This window comes from Scandinavium hiltneri (assembly GCF_024764835.1).
GTDB classification, from domain to species: Bacteria; Pseudomonadota; Gammaproteobacteria; order Enterobacterales; family Enterobacteriaceae; genus Scandinavium; species Scandinavium hiltneri.
The window spans coordinates 82,738-101,672 of the sequence record NZ_JALIGE010000066.1 but is presented as its reverse complement, the minus strand read 5'-3'; the positions used below and the strand labels follow the sequence as shown (position 1 = coordinate 101,672).

The 18,935-nt window shown below is 55.0% G+C and carries 15 protein-coding genes; 5 read left to right on the top strand and 10 right to left on the bottom strand.

The features are described 5' to 3' along the window. Window positions 1-254 precede the first annotated feature (254 nt). Entirely contained in the window at window positions 255-917 is a 663-nt protein-coding gene (gene fsa, locus MUU47_RS01960; RefSeq protein ID WP_258986429.1) for a fructose-6-phosphate aldolase, read from the top strand. A gap of 81 nt (window positions 918-998) precedes the next feature. Here fsa and katG read toward each other — a convergent pair whose 3' ends face one another. Next, complete coding sequence (gene katG / locus MUU47_RS01955; RefSeq protein ID WP_258986427.1) at window positions 999-3,179, bottom strand: catalase/peroxidase HPI; 2,181 nt, start codon at window positions 3,177-3,179, stop codon at window positions 999-1,001. Window positions 3,180-3,441: 262 nt separating this feature from the next. Here katG and MUU47_RS01950 point away from each other — a divergent pair, with 262 nt between their 5' ends. Next, window positions 3,442-4,251, top strand: coding sequence for an AraC family transcriptional regulator (locus MUU47_RS01950; protein ID WP_374684735.1), 810 nt, complete (start codon window positions 3,442-3,444; stop codon window positions 4,249-4,251). On the opposite strand, the gene MUU47_RS01945 is transcribed toward MUU47_RS01950, so the two are convergent. The 5 genes from MUU47_RS01945 to MUU47_RS01925 are packed head-to-tail and all read right to left on the bottom strand — an operon-like array spanning window position 4,238 to window position 9,195. Beyond that, window positions 4,238-4,594: a PTS fructose-like transporter subunit IIB gene (locus MUU47_RS01945; protein WP_258986425.1), complete on the bottom strand. Its 357-nt coding sequence runs from the start codon at window positions 4,592-4,594 to the stop codon at window positions 4,238-4,240. The two genes, MUU47_RS01950 and MUU47_RS01945, sit on opposite strands and share 14 nt — an antisense overlap. Then, window positions 4,595-5,470, bottom strand: coding sequence for a [formate-C-acetyltransferase]-activating enzyme (locus MUU47_RS01940; RefSeq protein WP_258986424.1), 876 nt, complete (start codon window positions 5,468-5,470; stop codon window positions 4,595-4,597). Then, a complete protein-coding gene (locus tag MUU47_RS01935) occupies window positions 5,436-7,733 on the bottom strand; it encodes a formate C-acetyltransferase (protein ID WP_258986423.1) in 2,298 nt (765 codons plus the stop codon). The genes MUU47_RS01940 and MUU47_RS01935 overlap by 35 nt, the downstream gene beginning before the upstream one ends. 49 nt (window positions 7,734-7,782) lie before the next feature. Then, entirely contained in the window at window positions 7,783-8,103 is a 321-nt protein-coding gene (locus MUU47_RS01930) for a PTS fructose-like transporter subunit IIB (protein ID WP_258986422.1), read from the bottom strand. 12 nt (window positions 8,104-8,115) lie between these two features. Next, complete coding sequence (locus MUU47_RS01925) at window positions 8,116-9,195, bottom strand: PTS fructose transporter subunit EIIC (protein WP_258986421.1); 1,080 nt, start codon at window positions 9,193-9,195, stop codon at window positions 8,116-8,118. Between the two features lie 308 nt (window positions 9,196-9,503). Between MUU47_RS01925 and ptsP the strand changes: the two genes are divergently transcribed. Together ptsP and gldA are read left to right on the top strand one after the other, a co-directional pair. Continuing rightward, entirely contained in the window at window positions 9,504-12,005 is a 2,502-nt protein-coding gene (gene ptsP, locus MUU47_RS01920) for a phosphoenolpyruvate--protein phosphotransferase (protein WP_258986419.1), read from the top strand. A gap of 36 nt (window positions 12,006-12,041) precedes the next feature. Further along, a complete protein-coding gene (gene gldA, locus MUU47_RS01915; protein ID WP_258986418.1) occupies window positions 12,042-13,145 on the top strand; it encodes a bifunctional L-1,2-propanediol dehydrogenase/glycerol dehydrogenase in 1,104 nt (367 codons plus the stop codon). Window positions 13,146-13,177: 32 nt separating this feature from the next. Here the strand turns inward: gldA and metF are convergent, their stop codons facing one another. The 3 genes from metF to metB all read right to left on the bottom strand — a co-directional run bounded on the left by metF (window position 13,178) and on the right by metB (window position 17,913). Continuing rightward, on the bottom strand, window positions 13,178-14,068 hold the full coding sequence (metF, locus tag MUU47_RS01910) for a methylenetetrahydrofolate reductase (protein ID WP_110511850.1): 891 nt from the start codon (window positions 14,066-14,068) through the stop codon (window positions 13,178-13,180). A 249-nt stretch (window positions 14,069-14,317) separates the two neighbouring features. After that, window positions 14,318-16,750, bottom strand: a complete 2,433-nt coding sequence (locus MUU47_RS01905; RefSeq protein ID WP_258986417.1) for a bifunctional aspartate kinase/homoserine dehydrogenase II — start codon at window positions 16,748-16,750, stop codon at window positions 14,318-14,320. 2 nt (window positions 16,751-16,752) lie between these two features. After that, window positions 16,753-17,913, bottom strand: a complete 1,161-nt coding sequence (metB, locus tag MUU47_RS01900; RefSeq protein ID WP_258986416.1) for a cystathionine gamma-synthase — start codon at window positions 17,911-17,913, stop codon at window positions 16,753-16,755. Window positions 17,914-18,175: 262 nt separating this feature from the next. On the opposite strand from metB, the gene metJ reads away from it, so the two are divergent. Then, window positions 18,176-18,493: a met regulon transcriptional regulator MetJ gene (gene metJ / locus MUU47_RS01895; protein WP_072571323.1), complete on the top strand. Its 318-nt coding sequence runs from the start codon at window positions 18,176-18,178 to the stop codon at window positions 18,491-18,493. Window positions 18,494-18,541: 48 nt separating this feature from the next. Here the strand turns inward: metJ and rpmE are convergent, their stop codons facing one another. Beyond that, window positions 18,542-18,754, bottom strand: a complete 213-nt coding sequence (rpmE, locus tag MUU47_RS01890; RefSeq protein WP_110511854.1) for a 50S ribosomal protein L31 — start codon at window positions 18,752-18,754, stop codon at window positions 18,542-18,544. Between the last annotated feature and the right edge of the window lie 181 nt (window positions 18,755-18,935).

Below are 18,935 nucleotides of genomic sequence, written 5' to 3'. Positions count from 1 at the left end.
TCAATGTAAAAACACATACCGTTCAACTGCCTGCATAACCTCACTCTCAGAAAGCATCAACCTCATTTCGTGACATAAATCACACATCACGATGTATATTACATTTGTCCAGTTTTTGGCAGATATGTCACGTGGTGGAGAGAGACCCATTTCCCTTATTCTGTCGCCAGAAAATCATTCCGGCGCTCTCCTCCAGGATGTTCATTTTCGGGCTCGACGGAGAAGAGATTGCTGTTCAGTAAGAGGAAAAGAGTGTGGAATTATATCTTGATAGCGCCAATGTGGCGGAAGTCGAACGTCTGGCGCGCATCTTTCCCGTCGCCGGTGTGACCACCAATCCAAGCATTGTGGCCGTAGGGAAAGAAACACTGTGGGAAGTCCTGCCTCGCCTGCAAAAAGCCATCGGTGAGGAAGGTACGCTGTTTGCACAGACCATGAGCCGCGATGCTCAGGGGATGGTGGAAGAAGCCAGACGTCTTCGCGATACCGTACCGGGCATTGTGGTGAAAATTCCGGTAACAGCAGAAGGCTTAGTCGCCATCAAACAGCTGAAGAAAGAAGGAATAACCACCCTCGGGACGGCCGTATACAGTGCATCTCAGGGTCTGCTGGCTGCGCTCGCAGGCGCGAAATACGTTGCCCCTTATGTGAATCGTATTGATGCCCAGGGCGGGGACGGTATTCGAACGGTGCAGGAACTGCAAACCCTGCTCGAACTTCATGCGCCTGACACCATGATCCTGGCCGCAAGTTTTAAAACCCCGCGTCAGGCTCTGGACTGCCTGCTGGCAGGATGTGAAGCCATCACTCTGCCGTTAGATGTCGCACAGCAGATGCTCAACATACCAGCGGTGGAATCCGCGATCGCGAAATTTGAGCAGGACTGGGAGAGCGCATTCGGTCAACTGACCCTGTAACCGCACCCTTCATACTCCCGGCACCTGCCGGGAGTATTCAACAACCGCCCAGTTTCATTCTGATGCTGTCACACGAAGACCTTACAGCAGGTCAAAGCGATCCAGATTCATCACTTTCACCCACGCCGCCACGAAGTCTTTCACAAACTTCTCTTTGGCATCTTCACAGGCATACACTTCAGCCAGGGCGCGCAGTACGGCGTTAGAACCAAATACCAGGTCTGAACGCGTTGCGGTGTATTTCACTTCACCGCTCTGACGGCAACGGCCTTCAAACAGCTCATTAGAGGTATCCGCGGCTTTCCACTCGTTGTTCATATCCAGCAGATTTGCGAAGAAATCGTTGCTGAGCACGCCCACGTTTTCAGTAAATACGCCGTGTTTACTGCCATCAAAGTTCGCGCCGAGCACACGGAGACCACCGACCAGGACAGTCATTTCCGGCGCGGTCAGCGTCAGTTGCTGGGCTTTATCGATCAACAGTGATTCAGTGGTCGCAGCATCCAAACGCGCACGGTAATTACGGAAACCGTCAGCCGCTGGCTCCATCAGATTGAACATTTCAACGTCCGTTTGATCCTCACGCGCATCGACACGGCCAGGCACGAAAGGCACGGTGACAGACACGCCCGCTGCTTTGGCGGCTTGCTCAACACCCACCACGCCTGCCAGCACGATGATATCGGCCAGTGACGCTTTATGCGCAGATTTATAGATGCCTTCAAGTACCGGAAGAACACGCGCCGCCGTGGCGTTCACTTCCCAATGACGCTGCGGATCCAGTGCCAGACGTGCGCCGTTAGCGCCGCCACGCTTATCACCACCGCGGAAAGTAGACGCAGATGCCCACGCTACCGACACCAGCTCACTGACAGACAGTCCTGAAACGGCAATATCCTCTTTCAGACTCTCAATATCATACGCTGATGGCTGGAAGAACGGATGCGGCAACGGATCCTGCCAAATCAGATCTTCTTTCGGTACTTCCGGCCCGATATAACGTGCCTTCGGCCCCATATCCCGATGCGTCAGTTTGTACCACGCACGAGCAAAGGCTTCATTGAAGGCCTGCGGATCGTTAAGGAAACGACGGGAAATTTTTTCGAAATCCGGATCGAAACGCAGCGTCAGGTCGGTGACCAGCATCGTTGGCTTACGCTTTTTGGACGGATCGAACGGATCAGGAATGATGTCAGGTGCATCGGCGGCTTCGAACTGGATAGCACCCGCCGGGCTGCGCGTTTGTACCCACTCATATTTGAACAGGTTCTCGAAGAAGAAGTTGCTCCATTGGGTTGGCGTTTGCGTCCAGACCACTTCCAGACCGGAGGTAATGGCATCGGCGCCGACGCCGCTGGCGTGACTGCTTGCCCATCCCAGGCCCTGAGACTCGATCGGCGCGGCTTCAGGATCGGCACCGACATGCGTTGCCGCTGCAGCCCCGTGGGTTTTACCCAACGTATGCCCACCCGCAATCAACGCCACGGTTTCTTCGTCGTTCATCCCCATGTTGCCAAAAGTGGCACGAATGGCAGCCGCGGCAGAAAGCGGCTCACCACTGGCGTTTGGCCCTTCCGGGTTAACGTAAATCAGGCCCATTTCCGTCGCGGCCAGCGGACGTTTCGCCAGCACTTCAGGGTCACGGTGTTCCAGCCAGGCTTTTTCATCACCCCAGTTTACGTCAAGATCCGGTTCCCAGACGTCTTCGCGTCCGGCACCGAAACCAAAGGTACGGAAGCCTGAGTTTTCCAGCGCCACGTTACCCGCAAGGATAAACAAGTCAGCCCAGGAAATTTTCTGGCCGTATTTCTGTTTGATAGGCCATAGCAGTCGGCGAGCTTTATCGAGGCTGACGTTATCCGGCCAGGCGTTCAGCGGTGCAAATCGCTGTTGACCTCGACCCGCACCGCCGCGACCGTCAACGGAGCGATAAGTACCGGCCCCGTGCCAGGCCATACGGATAAACAGGCCTGCGTAGTTGCCCCAGTCGGCTGGCCACCACGATTGTGAATCAGTTAACAGTGTTTTGATGTCCCCTTTCAGGGCGGAGTAATCCAGTTTGCTGAATTCTTTTCGGTAATCGAAATCTTCGCCCAACGGATTCGAACGGTTGGAGTGCTGATTGAGGAGATCGACCCGAAGTTGTTTTGGCCACCAGTCGCGAGTGCTGGTTCCGGCCCCTGCGCTTTCGTCATGGCCGCCCTGATGAAAAGGACACTTCCCTGCAGACAACGTATTGTGATCGTTTTCTTGATTGCTCATCTTCCTGCTCCCTTCAGTGTTTTAATACCAGGATATACAGCTCTGCAGATAAGTTATAGATGATAAAATCTACAGATTTGATAGTTGTTTCCTTCTGGCTATGAGCAAGGTAACAAAAATGAAGAATTGAAACGTCGATATGCCCCTAAACTTTCAGTAATAGCCGTAGGTTATGTATGGAAAAGTGTTTAATAATCTTCTTCGTAAATCAATCGGGAGTGTTCGCTTTATGGAACAGAGGGATATCCGTATTACCCGAATCATGGCGTCATTGATCGAATCAATGGATGTTCCTGGCACCTGCTATTTCGCCCCCGAAAGTGGAACCCTGCCACCATTGGCGTTTAAGGTCGATTTTCCACGCCTGGAGATAGTCCTGAGCGGTGAAATCAGTGATGGCCCATTCAATTTGCGCCAACACGACATGCTGTTCGTGCCCGCGGGGAGCTGGAATTGTCCGCAGTGGACAACGCCTGCCACCACGCTCAGTATTCTGTTTGGTAAGCAACAGCTGGGCTTTAGCGTCCAGCACTGGGATGGCCAACAGTTGGTGAATGTCACAAAGCAACATGTTGCTCGCCGCGGCCCGCGCGTAGGCTCGTTTTTGTTGCAGGCGCTGATTGAAATTCGGATGCAGCCCCAGGAGACGCACACGGCAAAACTTATCGTGTTCAGTCTGCTGAGCCATTGCGCGGATTTGCTGGGTAGCCATATTCAGACCGCCTCCCGCAGTGAAGCGCTGTTCGAAGCGATTCGCAGCCACATCGACACCCATTATGCCGAACCGTTAAGCCGGGAATCCGTGGCGCAGGCGTTTTATATTTCGCCCAACTATCTGTCGCATCTGTTTAATAAAAGCGGCACGCTGGGCTTTAACGAATACCTGAACTATACCCGGCTGGAAAAAGCCAAAATGTTACTCAAAAACTATGATCTGAAGGTGAAAGAGGTGGCACACGTTTGCGGTTTCACTGACAGCAACTATTTTTGTCGCCTGTTTCGTAAGAATACCGAACGTTCTCCTTCGGAATACCGTCGGCAATACCACAGCCAGCTGCTTATGAAAGAGTAATGTGGGTGTGCTGAGGCGCGGAAAGCAGTTTGCGTACCGCGCCGATCACATTTTGCGGTTTGCGTAAAAACACATTGATACCCACCTGTACGTACCGGGCGTGAGTAAAACGTTCAGCCCCATCAAGGTCAATATCCGTAATTAGCAGCACGGCATCTGCCCGGCGGATATCCTCCACAGTAAGGTAATTTTCAATCCCTAATGCCCCCTGCGTTTCTATCTTGATGAGCCATTTTTCTTTCTGACAGAGTTTTTCCAACTGCTCTGCTGCCATGTAAGTATGAGCAACGCCGCTGACACAGGCAGTCACCGCCACCAGAAATCGTCCGCCTGTTATTGTCATTTAACCTCCGACTGTCACCTGAAAACCTTGCGCTTCTGCCATCTGACGAACCGTCGCAATCTCATCGGCAGAAGGCGGGGGAATCTCGTTCATCACCCACGCCTCTCCCAGCAGCCGGTACTTTGGCTCACCGTACTGATGAAAGGGCAGCAAATGTAATGTCCTGACGCGTGTGGTCTGCAAAAACGCCAGCACCGCCCGAATATTATGATCGCTAAGGGTGTAACCAGGGATCAGCGGCAGGCGTGGAATGACCTGCAACCCTTCGGCTACCAGCGCGAGGAAGTTCGCCATCACCCGCGGCTGGTTCATCTTCACCACCGCCAGCGCTTGCTGCGCATCGATAATTTTCAAATCAAAGAGGATTTCATCACATTGTCGGGCCAAAGGCAGCAAGCGGCTCAGTGACGCATCGCCTGCCGTTTCGATAGCAGTATGCACACCATATTGCCGCAGCCGGGCGAGAAACCGGGTGGCGAAATCCGCCTGCATCAGCACTTCGCCACCTGAAAGTGTCACCCCGCCGCCCGACGTGCGATAAAAGATCGCATCTTTCATCACTTCCTGCTCCAGTACCGCCAGGGTGATATCTCGTCCAATGCGTTCATATGCGCCAGACGGACATTCATCAGCATCCCGCAGGCACGGCGTGCAATGCAGGCACTTGCTCTCGCGTCTGACGGTTTCAATCGACGGTGCCAGCGATTCGGGATTGGCACACCACGGGCAGCGGTGCGGGCAACCTTTAAAGAAAACCACCGTGCGTATACCGCGCCCGTCGTTCAGCGAATAGCGCTGAATATTGAATATCCGCGCCCGTTCAGCCTCCGTTTCCTGCACCTCACAGTTGATGCGCGGTGCGGCGGATAATGTCATCCTGAATCTCCTTCGACAGCTCGACAAAGAAGGCGCTGTAGCCCGCCACACGCACCACCAGCCCGGAAAAATCTTGTGGTCGACTTTGAGCTTCGCGCAAGGTTTCGGCATTCACCACGTTAAACTGGATATGCTGGATCTTCAGCTGGGTGAACGCCCGTAAGAAATCTGCCAGCTTCAGCAAGCCTGCATCCCCCTCCAGCGTAGCGGGCGTAAACTTCACGTTGAGCAGGGTGCCGTTAGACAACAGCGTATTATCAAGTTTACTCACTGATTTCAGCACAGCGGTCGGCCCCTGCCGATCCTGACCCAGCATCGGTGACAATCCGCCGTCGGCGAGTTGCTCTCCGGCGAAGCGTCCATCCGGCGTGGCACCCACTACGGCTCCCAACGGCACATGTGCGGAAACGGTGTAGGAGCCAGGGGTAAACTGACCACCACGCGGATTGCAGTATTTTTCTACCTCTTTGCAGTAATAACGCAGCAGATCGGCACTGATATTGTCCACTTCGTCGATATCATTACCGTATTTCTCAAAACGGTTGATCAACCTGGCGCGGATTTTTATTCCGTCTTCGCTGGCGAAGTTCGCCTTCAGCACCGCCAACAGTTCGTCAAAACTCAGTCGCTGCTGATCAAACACCAGCCCTTTCAGGGCATGAAGCGAGTCGCACAGGTTGGCGATGCCAATACCCTGCACGCCGGAAAAATTGTAGCGCGCCCCACCTTCGGTAATGTCTTTGCCATTCACCAGGCAATCGCTAATAAACGACGAAAGCAGCGGCACCGGCGCCCAGTCCCGGTGCCCGATATCGCAAATATTGCTGCCCTCAACCATCAGCGAAATGAAGTGGCTGATTTTAGCGCGAATGCTTTCCTGCAGTTTTTCCCACGTCAGCCCGGCATCGCCTTCACTTTCCTGCAGCACAATTTCCATCACTTTCAGCAGATTAAACATCGCAATATCGTGCAGCCCGTAGGTTTTCCCGGGTATCGACAGCTCTACGCAGCCTACCACCGAATAATCCCGCGCATCCTCCAGCGAAACGCCCCGGTTGAGGAACGCCGGCACTATCACTTCATCGTTAAAGATTTGTGGAATACCCGTACCAAGACGAATGGTTTCTGCAGTTTTGCGTAAAAACGCCGCGTCGATAAGTTCATTCACCCGCACGCCGAGGTTTGGTTGTGGTAATTGCACGCACTGATAAGCATCAAGACAGAGGAAAGAGAGCACATTAACTGCGCTGCGGCCTGTTTCCGTTAAGCCGCCGAGCAGTGCGGTGTACCCTGTAGGAAAACCGGCAAAGTAGCGTGCGCTGCTGGTTGAGCGAAGGAGCACCACGTCATTACATTTCACCCACAGTGACGCCAGAATTTCCCGCAGAAAACCCGCCTCTTCGCCGTGGCTCAGCGAAGCCTGATAGTAAGGCAGCATGTACTGGTCAAAACGACCCAGCGATAACGAACTGGCGTTAGATTCAAACTGCAAAATGATGTTCATGTGCCAGAACAGCTGGCAGGCTTGCCAGAAAGTACGCGGTGGAAGTTCAGCATTGTGCCGGGAAATATCCGCCATCTTGAGCAATTCTGCTTTACGCCCCGGCTCATCGCATTGTGCAGCCATCGCTTCTGCCAGCGCCGCATAACGTAAAATATGGCGCTGAGAGGCTTCCAGCAGCAACAGTGCAGCAGCATAAAAAGCATTGTCAGGGCTACGCTGACAATGCACCTGCATCTCCGCTACCAGCGCACTCAGGCCGTTTTCCAGCAGGCGCGGGTAATCGATAATAATGTGTCCCTGGCCTTTGTCAGTCTGGTTGATACTAAAAATCTGGGTGGTCATTGCCGCCTTAACGTCTTCCGACATTCGGGCGTTAATGAAATCCTTCATCGACCGCTTTTCCCAGTAAGGGTACAGCGTTTCACGATAAATCTGTTTGTCTGCTTCGCTAATAGCGAAACGGTCTTGTGGGCGCGTCGGGAACCGATCCAGCTCCTTAAGCAGCCAGTACGGATCCATTTCAGGCGACACAATTCCGGCGCGGGGCTGAACGGTGCGATTCCCCGCAATCAACTCATCTTCACGAATCGCAATGTTCACGTTATCAAGAATATACGCCGTCGCCTTTGCCCGCCGCAGGATAACCGGTTCACCTTCAGACTGACGGTGGCTTTCGGTATAAAGCAGCGCACGCTCAAGCGAAATTTCTCGCGGGTGGGCAAACAAGGCGTCTTTCAGACGCTGGATGCGACTCGTCATGGGGTACTCCTTTTTGCTTCATCAGACCCGCCACTGCGGCGGGGTAATATCAGGCCGTTGGGTTCAGGTGAGCATCAATTTTGTTCATGATGGCATCGGCCCGTTTTACGGCGTCGCTAATGTTCACACGCACCACCGTTTTGCCCTGGAAGCGTTCTTCAAATTTGATACCGATGTCTTTGGTGAGGATAACCAGATCAGCCGCCGCAACATCTTCAGCCGTCAGCGTATTTTCCTGACCGATAGAACCCTGAGTTTCCACTTTGACCTGCCAGCCTTTGGCCTTCGCCGCACTCTCCAGCGCCTCGGCTGCCATATAGGTATGCGCCACACCGGACGGGCAAGCCGTTACTGCGATAATCATTGTCATGTTCAATCCCTCTTAGTGAATGTCGAAATCCAGTTCCAGGTCGTCGTCTTGCTCAACAACCGGCTTTTGTTGCTTACGCGCCAGACTTTTCAGCACGTTCACGCTCACGGCGGTGATCACGGCACCAGCCGCCACAGCAGCGATGTAGCCGAGTTTGCCGTCAACCACCGGCAGAACAATTAGCCCACCCCAGCCGGCGTAACACTCAGCACCGAACACAGCGGCGGTCACTGCGCCGCAAGCAGAGCCCAACATGATGGAGGGGATCACCCGTAGCGGGTCGGCAGCAGCAAATGGAATAGCACCTTCAGTGACGCCAACACAGCCCATCACCAAAGCCGCTTTCCCTGCTTCGCGCTCTTCAGAAGTGAAATTTTTACGGTTGATAAAGGTGGCAAGGCCCAGCCCCAGCGGCGGTACACAAATGGCGACGGCGGCAATCGCTACCACGCTGTAAACGCCCTGCGCCACGCAGATAAGCATGAAAGCGTAGGCCACTTTATTCACTGGCCCACCCATGTCGAAAGCCAGCATCAAGCCCATGACAATCGCCAGCACCACGATGCTGCCCTGTTGCAACCCTTGCAGCCAACTGGTCAACCCGTGAGTGAGTGCACCGACCGGCTCGCCCAGTCCCCACATCATGATGCCGGCAGTGACGAAGGTACCCACAATCGGAATGACGAAAATCGGCATCACCGAACGCAACACTTTCGGCACCGATATCCGCTTGAGATAAAAGACAATAATCCCACCAATAAGACCGGCGATGATCGCGCCGAAGAAGCCTGCGCCAAAGCTGTTGCCGATCCAGGCCCCGATGGCACATGGTGCCAGCGCAGAACGTTCAGCAATGGAATAACCGATGTAGGCCGCCAGAAATGGCACCATCAGGGTTAACCCCGCCACACCGATATCAAACAGTTTTTTCAGATTTGGGTCCGTCACGATATCCGGTACCGCGCCTTTGCCGTACATCATCACCGACACGGCCAGCAGGATACCGCCCGCAACAACAAACGGGATCATATGCGATACGCCAGTCATCAAGTGCTGCCGGGTATTTTTGAGGATCTGTATCAACTCTTTCATTTGCCGCTCCCGGGCCACTGGCCCTTATCCATAACGTTGATGGGGAGACAATAGGCAATCGACGTCGTCACAGACAGGAGATAAAAAGGCCATTTACTGGATTTTTGTAATGTGAGAAGAAAAATGCGATCGGTCTCATAGGTTCCTTTTTGCGTACTCTCTCGCAAAATGATGCAACCTGTGAGTGAAATCCCACTTTCCCGTAGATATTACATTTGTCCAGTTTTTGGCAGTTTTGTCAGATATCGCCCTGCCGCAGCTCCGCTCTATGCTGTCGCCATACCCTGTTTATCTTGAGGAAAATGGCCATGGTTCAGGTTGTGGAATTTTGTTGTACCTTGCCCCACGGCGTTCATGCCCGTCCCGCCAGCCACGTTGAAACGCTGTGCAATACCTTCTCGTCCCGCATTGACTGGCATAACCTGCGTAACGGCCGACAGGGCAATGCCAGGAGCGCACTGGCGATAATCGGCACTGATACCCTGACCGGTGACGCCTGCCAGTTGCATATAAATGGGCCAGACGAAGAAGCGGCATGGCAGACGCTGAGCGCGTGGCTTCGCGATGAGTTTCCCCACTGCGATACGCCAATGGAGCAGCCCGATAGCGGGGAACAGGCCACACTGCCTGAATCCCTGACGCGTCTGAACCCAATGGTTTTCCCTGGACGATCGGTATGCAGCGGAAGCGCGGGTGGCATGCTAACGCCGCTCACCTCACTTGATCTCACCACTCTGCGTGGACTGCCAGCCGCATCCTCGCCGGAACAAGAGCAATCCGCTTTGGATAACGGCCTGACAATGCTGGTGAAATCACTGGCCCTGCAACAGCTCAGCAGTGACAACACCGCCCGCGCCATTCTTGATGCGCACCGTTCGCTGGCAACAGATACCGAACTGCGTCAGCATTTACTGCACGGCGTTAACGAAGGCTTAAGCTGCGCCGAAGCGATCATTCGTAGCGCACAGCATTTCAGTGAGACCTTCGCGCGGTCGTGCAGCGCTTACTTGCAGGAACGCGTGCTGGATGTCAGAGACGTCTGTTATCAACTGTTACAGCAGATTTACGGTGAATCCCGCTTTCCGCCGTCAGGCCAACTGACGCAGCCAGCCGTTTGTATCGCCGATGAACTCACGCCGGGCCAGTTCCTGGAGCTCGACAAGACGCTGCTAAAAGGGCTGTTGCTTAAAAGTGGCGGTACTACGTCGCACACGGTTATCCTCGCGCGTTCGTTTAATATCCCCACTCTGGTCGGCGTAGAAACCGCAACGTTGTCTCGCTGGCATCACCAGCTGGTGTGGCTGGACGGCAACGCCGGTGTGCTCGTCGTGGAACCAAACAACGCCGTCGACCGTTATTATCAGCAGGAAGAGTGGGTGCAGAACGCATTGCGCGAACAGCAGAGCATCTGGCTGGAACGCGAGGCACGTACCGCCGACGGTCAGCGCATGGAAGTCGCAGCCAATATTGCTCACGCCATCGAAGCCCAATCTGCCTTCGGTCATGGCGCGGAAGCAGTGGGTTTGTTCCGCACCGAGATGCTGTATATGGATCGCAGCAGCGCGCCGGATGAGGACGAACTGTACAACATTTTCTGCGAGGCGCTGAAACCAGCGTCGCAGCGCAGTATTATCGTGCGAACCATGGATATCGGCGGTGATAAACCGGTCGACTACCTGAAAATCCCGTCGGAAAACAACCCCTTCCTCGGCTATCGCGCAGTCCGTATTTATGAAGAATATGTCGCCCTGTTCATCACCCAACTGAGGGCTATCCTGCGCGCTTCGGCCCACGGTAGCCTGAAAATAATGATCCCGATGATCTCCTCAATGGAAGAGATCCTGTGGGTGAAGGAAAAACTGGCCGAGGCCAAACAGCAATTGCGCCAGGCGCAGATCCCGTTCGATGAAAAAATCCCGCTCGGCATCATGCTGGAAGTGCCGTCGGTGATGTTCATCATCGATCAGTGCTGCGAAGAAATTGATTTCTTCAGCATCGGCAGCAATGACCTGACCCAGTACCTGCTGGCGGTCGATCGTGATAACGCCAAAGTCACTCGCCACTACAACAGCCTGAACCCGGCATTTCTGCGCGCACTGGATTTCGCGGTACAGGCCGTTCACCGCCAGGGGAAATGGATTGGTCTGTGCGGCGAACTGGGTGCCAAAGGTTCAGTACTGCCGCTGCTGGTTGGGCTGGGACTGGACGAAATCAGCATGAGTGCGCCGTCGATACCCGCAACCAAAGCGCGTCTGGCGCAACTCGACAGCCGTGCCTGTCGTCAATTGCTTAATCAGGCGATGGCCTGTCGCACGTCGCTTGAAGTGGAGCATTTGCTGGCCCAGTTCCGCATGAACCAACAAGATGCGCCGTTGATGACGCCTGGCTGTATTTCGCTGCATAACGACTGGCAGAGCAAAGAAGAAGTACTTAAAGGGATGACCGACAATCTGCTGCTGGCCGGGCGCTGCCGCTATCCACGCAAGCTGGAAGCCGATCTTTGGGCACGTGAGGCGGTGTTCTCTACCGGCCTCGGTTTTAGCTTCGCTATCCCGCACAGTAAATCTGAGCACATTGAACAGTCCACCATTAGCGTGGCACGTCTGCCTGCGCCGGTACCTTGGGGCGAAGAAGAAGCGCAATTCATCATCATGCTGACACTCAACAAGCATGCCGCAGGCGATCAGCATATGCGTATTTTCTCACGACTGGCGCGTCGCATCATGCACCAGGAATTTCGTGACGCACTGGTTAACGCCCCAGACACTGATGCGATCGCCCGCTTGCTACAACAAGAACTGGAACTCTGAAAAAACAAATGCAATCTCAACCTTTAAGGAGTGAAGATGGACAGGATTATTCAGTCACCTGGAAAATATATCCAGGGCGCAGATGCGCTCACCCGCCTCGGTGATTACCTCAAGCCAATGGCTGAACGCTGGCTGGTCGTCGGCGATAAGTTCGTACTCGGCTTTGCCGAAGCAACACTGCGCAAGAGTTTAGCCAGCGCGGAGTTGACCGCCGATATCGTACCGTTCAACGGTGAATGCTCGCAGAATGAAATCAATCGCCTGCGCGACATCGCGCTGAGTGCGAAATGTCAGGCGGTGCTGGGCATCGGCGGCGGCAAAACGCTGGATACCACCAAAGCTCTGGCGCATTTTATGAATCTCCCCGTGGCTATCGCGCCTACCATCGCCTCAACGGATACGCCGTGCAGCGCGCTTTCCGTTATTTATACCGACGACGGCGAATTCGACCGCTACCTGATGCTGCCGCACAACCCGAATCTGGTCATTGTCGACACAACAATCGTCGCGGGCGCGCCAGCGCGTTTACTGGCGGCAGGTATTGGCGATGCGCTGGCGACCTGGTTTGAAGCCCGTGCCTGCTCCCGTAGTGGGGCCATCACAATGGCGGGAGGAAAAACCACACAAGCCGCACTGACACTGGCGGAGCTGTGCTACAACACACTGCTGGAAGAAGGCGAAAAAGCCATGCTGGCGGCGGAGAAACACGTGGTCACTGAGGCGCTGGAGCGCGTGGTCGAGGCCAATACCTACCTCAGCGGTGTTGGCTTTGAGAGTGGCGGTCTGGCGGCGGCGCACGCCATTCACAACGGCCTGACAGCAATTCCCGATGCCCAGCACTACTATCACGGTGAGAAAGTTGCTTTCGGAACGCTCACGCAATTAGTGCTGGAAGATGCGCCTCGGGAAGAGATCGAAACCGTGGCGGCGCTGTGTTACGCCGTGGGACTGCCGATAACCCTGGCTCAGTTGGATATCCAGGATCAGGTAGCGGAGAAAATGAGGATTGTCGCTGAGGCCGCCTGCGCGCCAGGAGAAACTGTCCACAACATGCCGGGCGGTACAACCGTTGAACAGGTGTATGCCGCGCTGCTGGTCGCCGATAAATATGGTCAACAGTGTCTGCTGCAGTGGGGATAAACCTGCTGCCCTCTCACGAGGGCCGCTTTTTTTTACACCGCCGGGCGCACGCCCAGAGTGTGGCAGATGGCGTAACTCATTTCGGCGCGGTTCAGGGTGTAGAAATGGAAGTCTTTCACGCCTTCACGGCTCAGAATTTTCACCATGTCCATTGCGATATTGGCGCCGACCAGTTTGCGGGTTTCCGCATCGTCGTCCAGCCCTTCAAACATTTTCGCCATCCACGTCGGGATGCGCACGTTGGTCATGTCGGCAAATTTCTTCGCCTGTTTGAAATTCGATACCGGCAGAATGCCAGGGATGATTTCTACGTCGATACCGGTCGAGGCGCAGCGGTCGCGGAAACGCAGGTAGCTTTCAACGTCGAAGAAGAATTGAGTGATCGCGCGGTTTGCCCCGGCGTCTACTTTACGTTTCAGGTTGAGTAAGTCTGCCTGCGCGCTTTTCGCTTCCGGGTGCACTTCCGGGTACGCCGCGACCGAGATATCAAAGTCACCCACGTCTTTCAGCAGCGCGACCAGGTCTGTGGCATACATATCCGGCTTGCCGCTACCCGGCGGCAAGTCACCGCGCAGGGCGACGATATGGCGAATGCCATTATTCCAGTAGTCCTGCGCGATCGCGCGCAGCTCATCACGAGTGGCGTCGATACAGGTCAGATGCGGTGCCGCTTCAAGCCCAGTGCGATCCTTGATGCCTTTAATGATGCTGTGCGTGCGGTCACGCTCACCCGAGTTCGCACCGTAGGTAACGGAAACAAACTTCGGCTTCAGGCTGCTCAGGCGATCGATAGAGGCCCACAGGGTTTGCTCCATTTCACTGGTGCGCGGCGGGAAAAACTCAAAGGAAACATTAATCTGGCCCTGTACTTCTGCCAGGCTCTGATTCAGGGCTTCCCGCTGGTTGGCGTGAAAAAAGCTCATACCTTACCTCTTCAATCGCATGTCGTTATATGTTGTGTTATGAGCATCTATACGTTTAGACGTCCAGATGTAAAAATGACGGAAAAGAGTGATGACGTCAACAGAAAAAACAGCAGAAAGAGTGAGGAATGTTCAGCGAAGGTGAAAATAATTCATGGAAGGGGTGAAAGCATTAGTTCACTCCCACAGGGAGAGGCAGAGAATCAGTGCGGGGCGGCCCCTCTCCCCGTTGGAGAGAGGGGGTAAAAACTACAGCAGCTGCGCCAGACGGTTAATGTCTGACTGAATAGCCCCGGCCGTCACGTCACGTCCTGCACCCGGCCCACGGATAACCAACGGGTTATCGCGATACCAGCGGCTTTCGATGGCAAAGACGTTATCACACGGCAGCAGCGCCGCCAGCGGATGCTCAGGACGCACGGCTTCAACGCCGACACGCGCTTTACCGTTGGCATCGAAACGCGCCACGTAACGCAGCACAAGGCCCATTTCCTGTGCGGCTTCCAGACGCTGAATCATCTGCTCGTTAAGGTCTTCCCCGTTTTCAAAGAAGTGGTCGATAGACCCTTCTTCGCAATGCGATGGCACCAGCGATTCGACACGCACCTGGTCAGGCTCGATGTCGTAACCCGCTTCACGGGCGAGGATCACCAGCTTGCGCATGACATCTTTGCCAGACAAATCAACGCGCGGGTCCGGTTCAGTCAAACCTTGCTGCCACGCCTGATCCACCAGCTCGGTAAACGGCACCGTGCCGTCGAACTGCAGGAACAGCCACGAAAGCGTGCCGGAGAAAATCCCGCTGATGGACAGGATAGTGTCACCACTGTCACGCAGATCGCGCACGGTGAAATTCACCGGCAGGCCTGCGCCAACGGTAGCGTTATACAGCCAGTGGCGACCCGTTTTTTCGAACGCGTCGTGGATTTGACGGTATTTGTCGCTGGTGCTGGCCCCGGCGAGTTTGTTGGCGCTGATCACGTGGAAACCGTGACTGGCGAAATCCAGATACTGCTCGGCGAGCTGGGTGCTGGCAGTGACGTCAAGGACCACCAAATCATCGTACGGATGCGCACGCATCCACAAAAACAGTGATTCTTCGTCCTGCTCTACCGCTTCATCATTAAAAAATGCGAGCGCGCGGCTGGCGTCCAGTCCTTCGTAATTCAGTAGGCTGCGGCGGCTGTCGACCACGCCTGCCAGCACAAACTCAAATCCGGTACGCGCCGAAAGCGTGCTTTGCTCACGGGCAAACAGCTCCAGCCAGCGCGAACCGATGTTGCCTTTGCCAAACAGCACCAGGCCAATGCGTTTTTCAGCGCGGAACAGCGACTGGTGCAGACCCTGAATCAGGTTTTCAGTTGGCCCGGTACGCAGAACCGCCACCAGGCTGATGCCCTCTTCCGACTGCCAGGTGAACTCCACCGGCTGGCCTTTCAGCTGTTGCCAGAAGCGATGGCAGTGCAGCGGGTTACGGGTCACGCCCGCACCCACCATGGCAATCAGGGCCAGGCCCTGACGTAAACGCAGCTCGCCCGGCAGGCCCGCTTCATCGAGCAGCTTCAGCGCGCTGTCCGCCACTTCAGCGGTATAGCAGAACTGCAGCAGATGACGGTCAGGATGCACGCCAACCGCCAGCGGGCGCACATGCGCACGCTTGAAAATAAGGTCGATTTCTTTGTGCGCCAGCTTAAAGTCCTGGCTGGTCGGGACCTGGAATTCAATCAGGCAAACGTCATCATGGCTGGTGACGATGCGCGCCCCGGTACCGGACGCAAGCACGCGTTCGATGCGGGTTGAGCCCTGATCCGGGGTGTAACTGCAGCGCAGCTGTAAATCGATATCGCTGCCGGAGACCGGTTGCAGCGTACGGGCGTGAAGCACCGGAGCCGCCAGTCGTGCCAGTTCACTGGCTTCGTCGAGACGCAGCAGCGGCAGCAGACACGCATCTTTCACTTTACGCGGGTCGGCGCTGTACACGCCTGCCACGTCGCTCCAGATGGTGACGCGAGACACGCCCGCCAGTGCACCAATTTGCGTTGCCGAGTAGTCAGAGCCGTTACGGCCCAGCAGTACCGTGCCGCCTTCTGCGTCGCGGCTGATAAACCCGGTCACTACCAGACGTTTGTTTGGATGCTGCGCCAGCAGTTGCTGCAGCAGCGGGAAAGAGAGTCCTTCATCGACCTGTGGCTGAGCGCCGCGCTCGGCGCGAAGAAACGCACGCGCGTCGAGCCAGGCGGCGTCCAGACCTTGTTGTTGCAAAACAGCGGCCATCAAACGCGCGGACCACACTTCACCGTGGCCCACGACTTCGGCGTAAACGACCTCGTTGATACCGCCGTCGAGGAGCGTAGCCAGACGTTCAAGATCGTGAATAAATTCAGCGATCATGCTATCGGCTACCTCGGCAGGCAGCAGCCCGGTCATCAGTTCAATCTGATAACGGCGCAGCGCCTGCTGAACCTGATGCGCAGAAAGTCTGTCGGTCTGGCTGAGTTTCAGCCAGCTGATCAGCTGGTTGGTGGTACTGCCAGCGGCGGAAACAACCATCATGTCTTCTGGCTGCGAGTGCTCAGCCATAATCCCTGCCACGCGCAGGTAACATTTCACATCCGCCAGACTACTCCCACCAAACTTATGCAGTTGACGAGCCTTCGTCCCTGCCTGCGCTATCACACTCATGTTTACCCCTCGTTTGCTGCCCGGAACCCATTTTCCAGGTCGGCAATTAAATCTTCACTGTCTTCAATACCGGTCGAAATACGTAGCAGCGTTTCTGAAATCCCTGCCGCTGCGCGTGCTTCTGGCGCCATGCCTGCGTGAGTCATGGTTGCCGCGTGAGAAATTAAACTTTCCACGCCGCCTAACGATTCTGCCAGCGTGAACAACTCCAGCCCACCCAGGAAACGGCGCAGGGTGTTTTCGTCGCCGTCCAGTTCAAAACTGAGCATCGCACCGAAGCCTTTCTGCTGACGGACCGCAATTTCATGGCCCTGGTTTTCCGGCAGAGAAGGATGATACAGCTTTTTCACCAGCGGTTGCTGCTTCAGGAACTCAACAATTGCCGTGGCGTTGCGCTGGGCCACTTCCATACGCGGAGAAAGCGTACGCAGGCCGCGCAGCAGCAGGTAGCTGTCAAACGCTCCGCCGGTGACGCCGATGTTATTCGCCCACCATGCCAGTTCGGTGACGGTTTCCTGCTCTTTGGCAATCACCACGCCCGCGACCACATCGGAATGGCCGTTCAGGTATTTGGTGCAGGAATGCAGAACCAGATCGGCGCCGAGCGCCAACGGGTTTTGCAGTGCCGGGCTGAGGAAGGTGTTATCCACCACGCTCACGGCCCCGGCAACACGTGCCAGCTCACAGATTTTCGCAATATCCACGACGCGCAACAACGGGTTACTTGGGCTTTCGACCAGAACCAGCTTCGGTTTTTCCGCCAGCGCCGCTTTGAGCGCCTGCTCGTTGCTCTGATCGACAAACAGCACGCGATAACAGCCGCGTTTTGCCAGGCTGTCGAACAAACGATAGCTGCCGCCGTAACAGTCATGTGGCGCCACCAGCAGATCACCCGGCTTCAGGTAAACGGTGGTGACCAGAAGAATGGCGGACATGCCGGTGTTCGTCAGAACAGCACCCGCGCCGCCTTCCAGTTCTGCCAGCGCACGCTGCACGACATCACGCGTCGGGTTACCGCGACGGGAATAGTCATGGGCACGCGGTTCGTTAAATCCGGTGAAATTATACGTACTGGAGAGGTGAATCGGGGGGACAACGCAGCCATATTGCTCGTCATCATTTAACCCGCTACGCACTGCGATAGTGGCTTGTTTACGCGTCATGGTGAATCGTTCCTGGCTTCATCGGTGAAAAGTCAGGCCTCAGAGTAACCACTGCCACAATAGACGTCAATACATCTGGACATCTAAACTTCTTTGCGTATAGATTGAGCAATCGGGAAATAGCCGTTAAAATTATACGCATTAGCGCACATACACAGAGGCTTTGCTGGTGTCATGGTCACACCTCTGGGGTAAACTGTGCGGGATTATGGTCCGGGCGCGCGCCCAGGCCCTTTATTAATGATTAGAGGATGAGAGTCTCATGGCTGAATGGAGCGGCGAATATATCAGCCCCTACGCTGAGCACGGTAAGAAGAGCGAGCAAGTTAAAAAAATTACGGTGTCCATTCCTCTGAAGGTTTTGAAAATCCTCACCGATGAACGTACCCGTCGCCAGGTGAACAACCTGCGCCACGCCACTAACAGCGAGCTGCTGTGTGAAGCGTTCCTACATGCGTTTACCGGTCAACCACTGCCGAACGATGAAGATCTACGCAAAGAGCGTAGCGATGAAATTCCGGAAGCAGCGAAGATTATTATGCGTGAGCTGGGGATCGACCCGGATACGTGGGAATACTGATTTTCAGATACAAAAAAGGCGCCTTTCGGCGCCTTTTTCTCGGGTAGCTTATTTAGCGCCCGGGATGCTGAAACGCTTGTTGAAGCGGTCAACACGGCCACCGGTAGCAACGTCACGCTGCTTGCCAGTGTAGAACGGGTGGCATTTGCCGCACACGTCCAGGTTCAGATCGTGACCAACAGTAGAACGGATGGTCATCACGTTACCGCAAGAACAGTTTGCAGTAATTTCTGCGTAATTTGGGTGAATACCTTTTTTCATGGGAAACCTCAGTGAAGGCCACGCCGCTCTTCCAGCCCTAACGCCAGACACCGCGTGAAGTTAATAGTATAGGTCTTTTGATACCACATAATGTGCACCAAAGGCGGCGAATCATACAGAATATAACCAGGGGTTGCAATCTGATCCGCTCTTCCGCTTACTGTAATGTGTATACTAACGC

Coding starts and splice junctions, on each gene's coding strand:
- katG (WP_258986427.1), bottom strand. CDS start 3,179: ATGAGCAATCAAGAAAACGATCACAATACGTTGTCTGCAGGGAAGTGT.
- MUU47_RS01950 (WP_374684735.1), top strand. CDS start 3,442: ATGGCGTCATTGATCGAATCAATGGATGTTCCTGGCACCTGCTATTTC.
- MUU47_RS01945 (WP_258986425.1), bottom strand. CDS start 4,594: ATGACAATAACAGGCGGACGATTTCTGGTGGCGGTGACTGCCTGTGTC.
- MUU47_RS01940 (WP_258986424.1), bottom strand. CDS start 5,470: ATGACATTATCCGCCGCACCGCGCATCAACTGTGAGGTGCAGGAAACG.
- MUU47_RS01935 (WP_258986423.1), bottom strand. CDS start 7,733: ATGACGAGTCGCATCCAGCGTCTGAAAGACGCCTTGTTTGCCCACCCG.
- MUU47_RS01930 (WP_258986422.1), bottom strand. CDS start 8,103: ATGACAATGATTATCGCAGTAACGGCTTGCCCGTCCGGTGTGGCGCAT.
- MUU47_RS01925 (WP_258986421.1), bottom strand. CDS start 9,195: ATGAAAGAGTTGATACAGATCCTCAAAAATACCCGGCAGCACTTGATG.
- ptsP (WP_258986419.1), top strand. CDS start 9,504: ATGGTTCAGGTTGTGGAATTTTGTTGTACCTTGCCCCACGGCGTTCAT.
- gldA (WP_258986418.1), top strand. CDS start 12,042: ATGGACAGGATTATTCAGTCACCTGGAAAATATATCCAGGGCGCAGAT.
- metF (WP_110511850.1), bottom strand. CDS start 14,068: ATGAGCTTTTTTCACGCCAACCAGCGGGAAGCCCTGAATCAGAGCCTG.
- MUU47_RS01905 (WP_258986417.1), bottom strand. CDS start 16,750: ATGAGTGTGATAGCGCAGGCAGGGACGAAGGCTCGTCAACTGCATAAG.
- metB (WP_258986416.1), bottom strand. CDS start 17,913: ATGACGCGTAAACAAGCCACTATCGCAGTGCGTAGCGGGTTAAATGAT.
- metJ (WP_072571323.1), top strand. CDS start 18,176: ATGGCTGAATGGAGCGGCGAATATATCAGCCCCTACGCTGAGCACGGT.
- rpmE (WP_110511854.1), bottom strand. CDS start 18,754: ATGAAAAAAGGTATTCACCCAAATTACGCAGAAATTACTGCAAACTGT.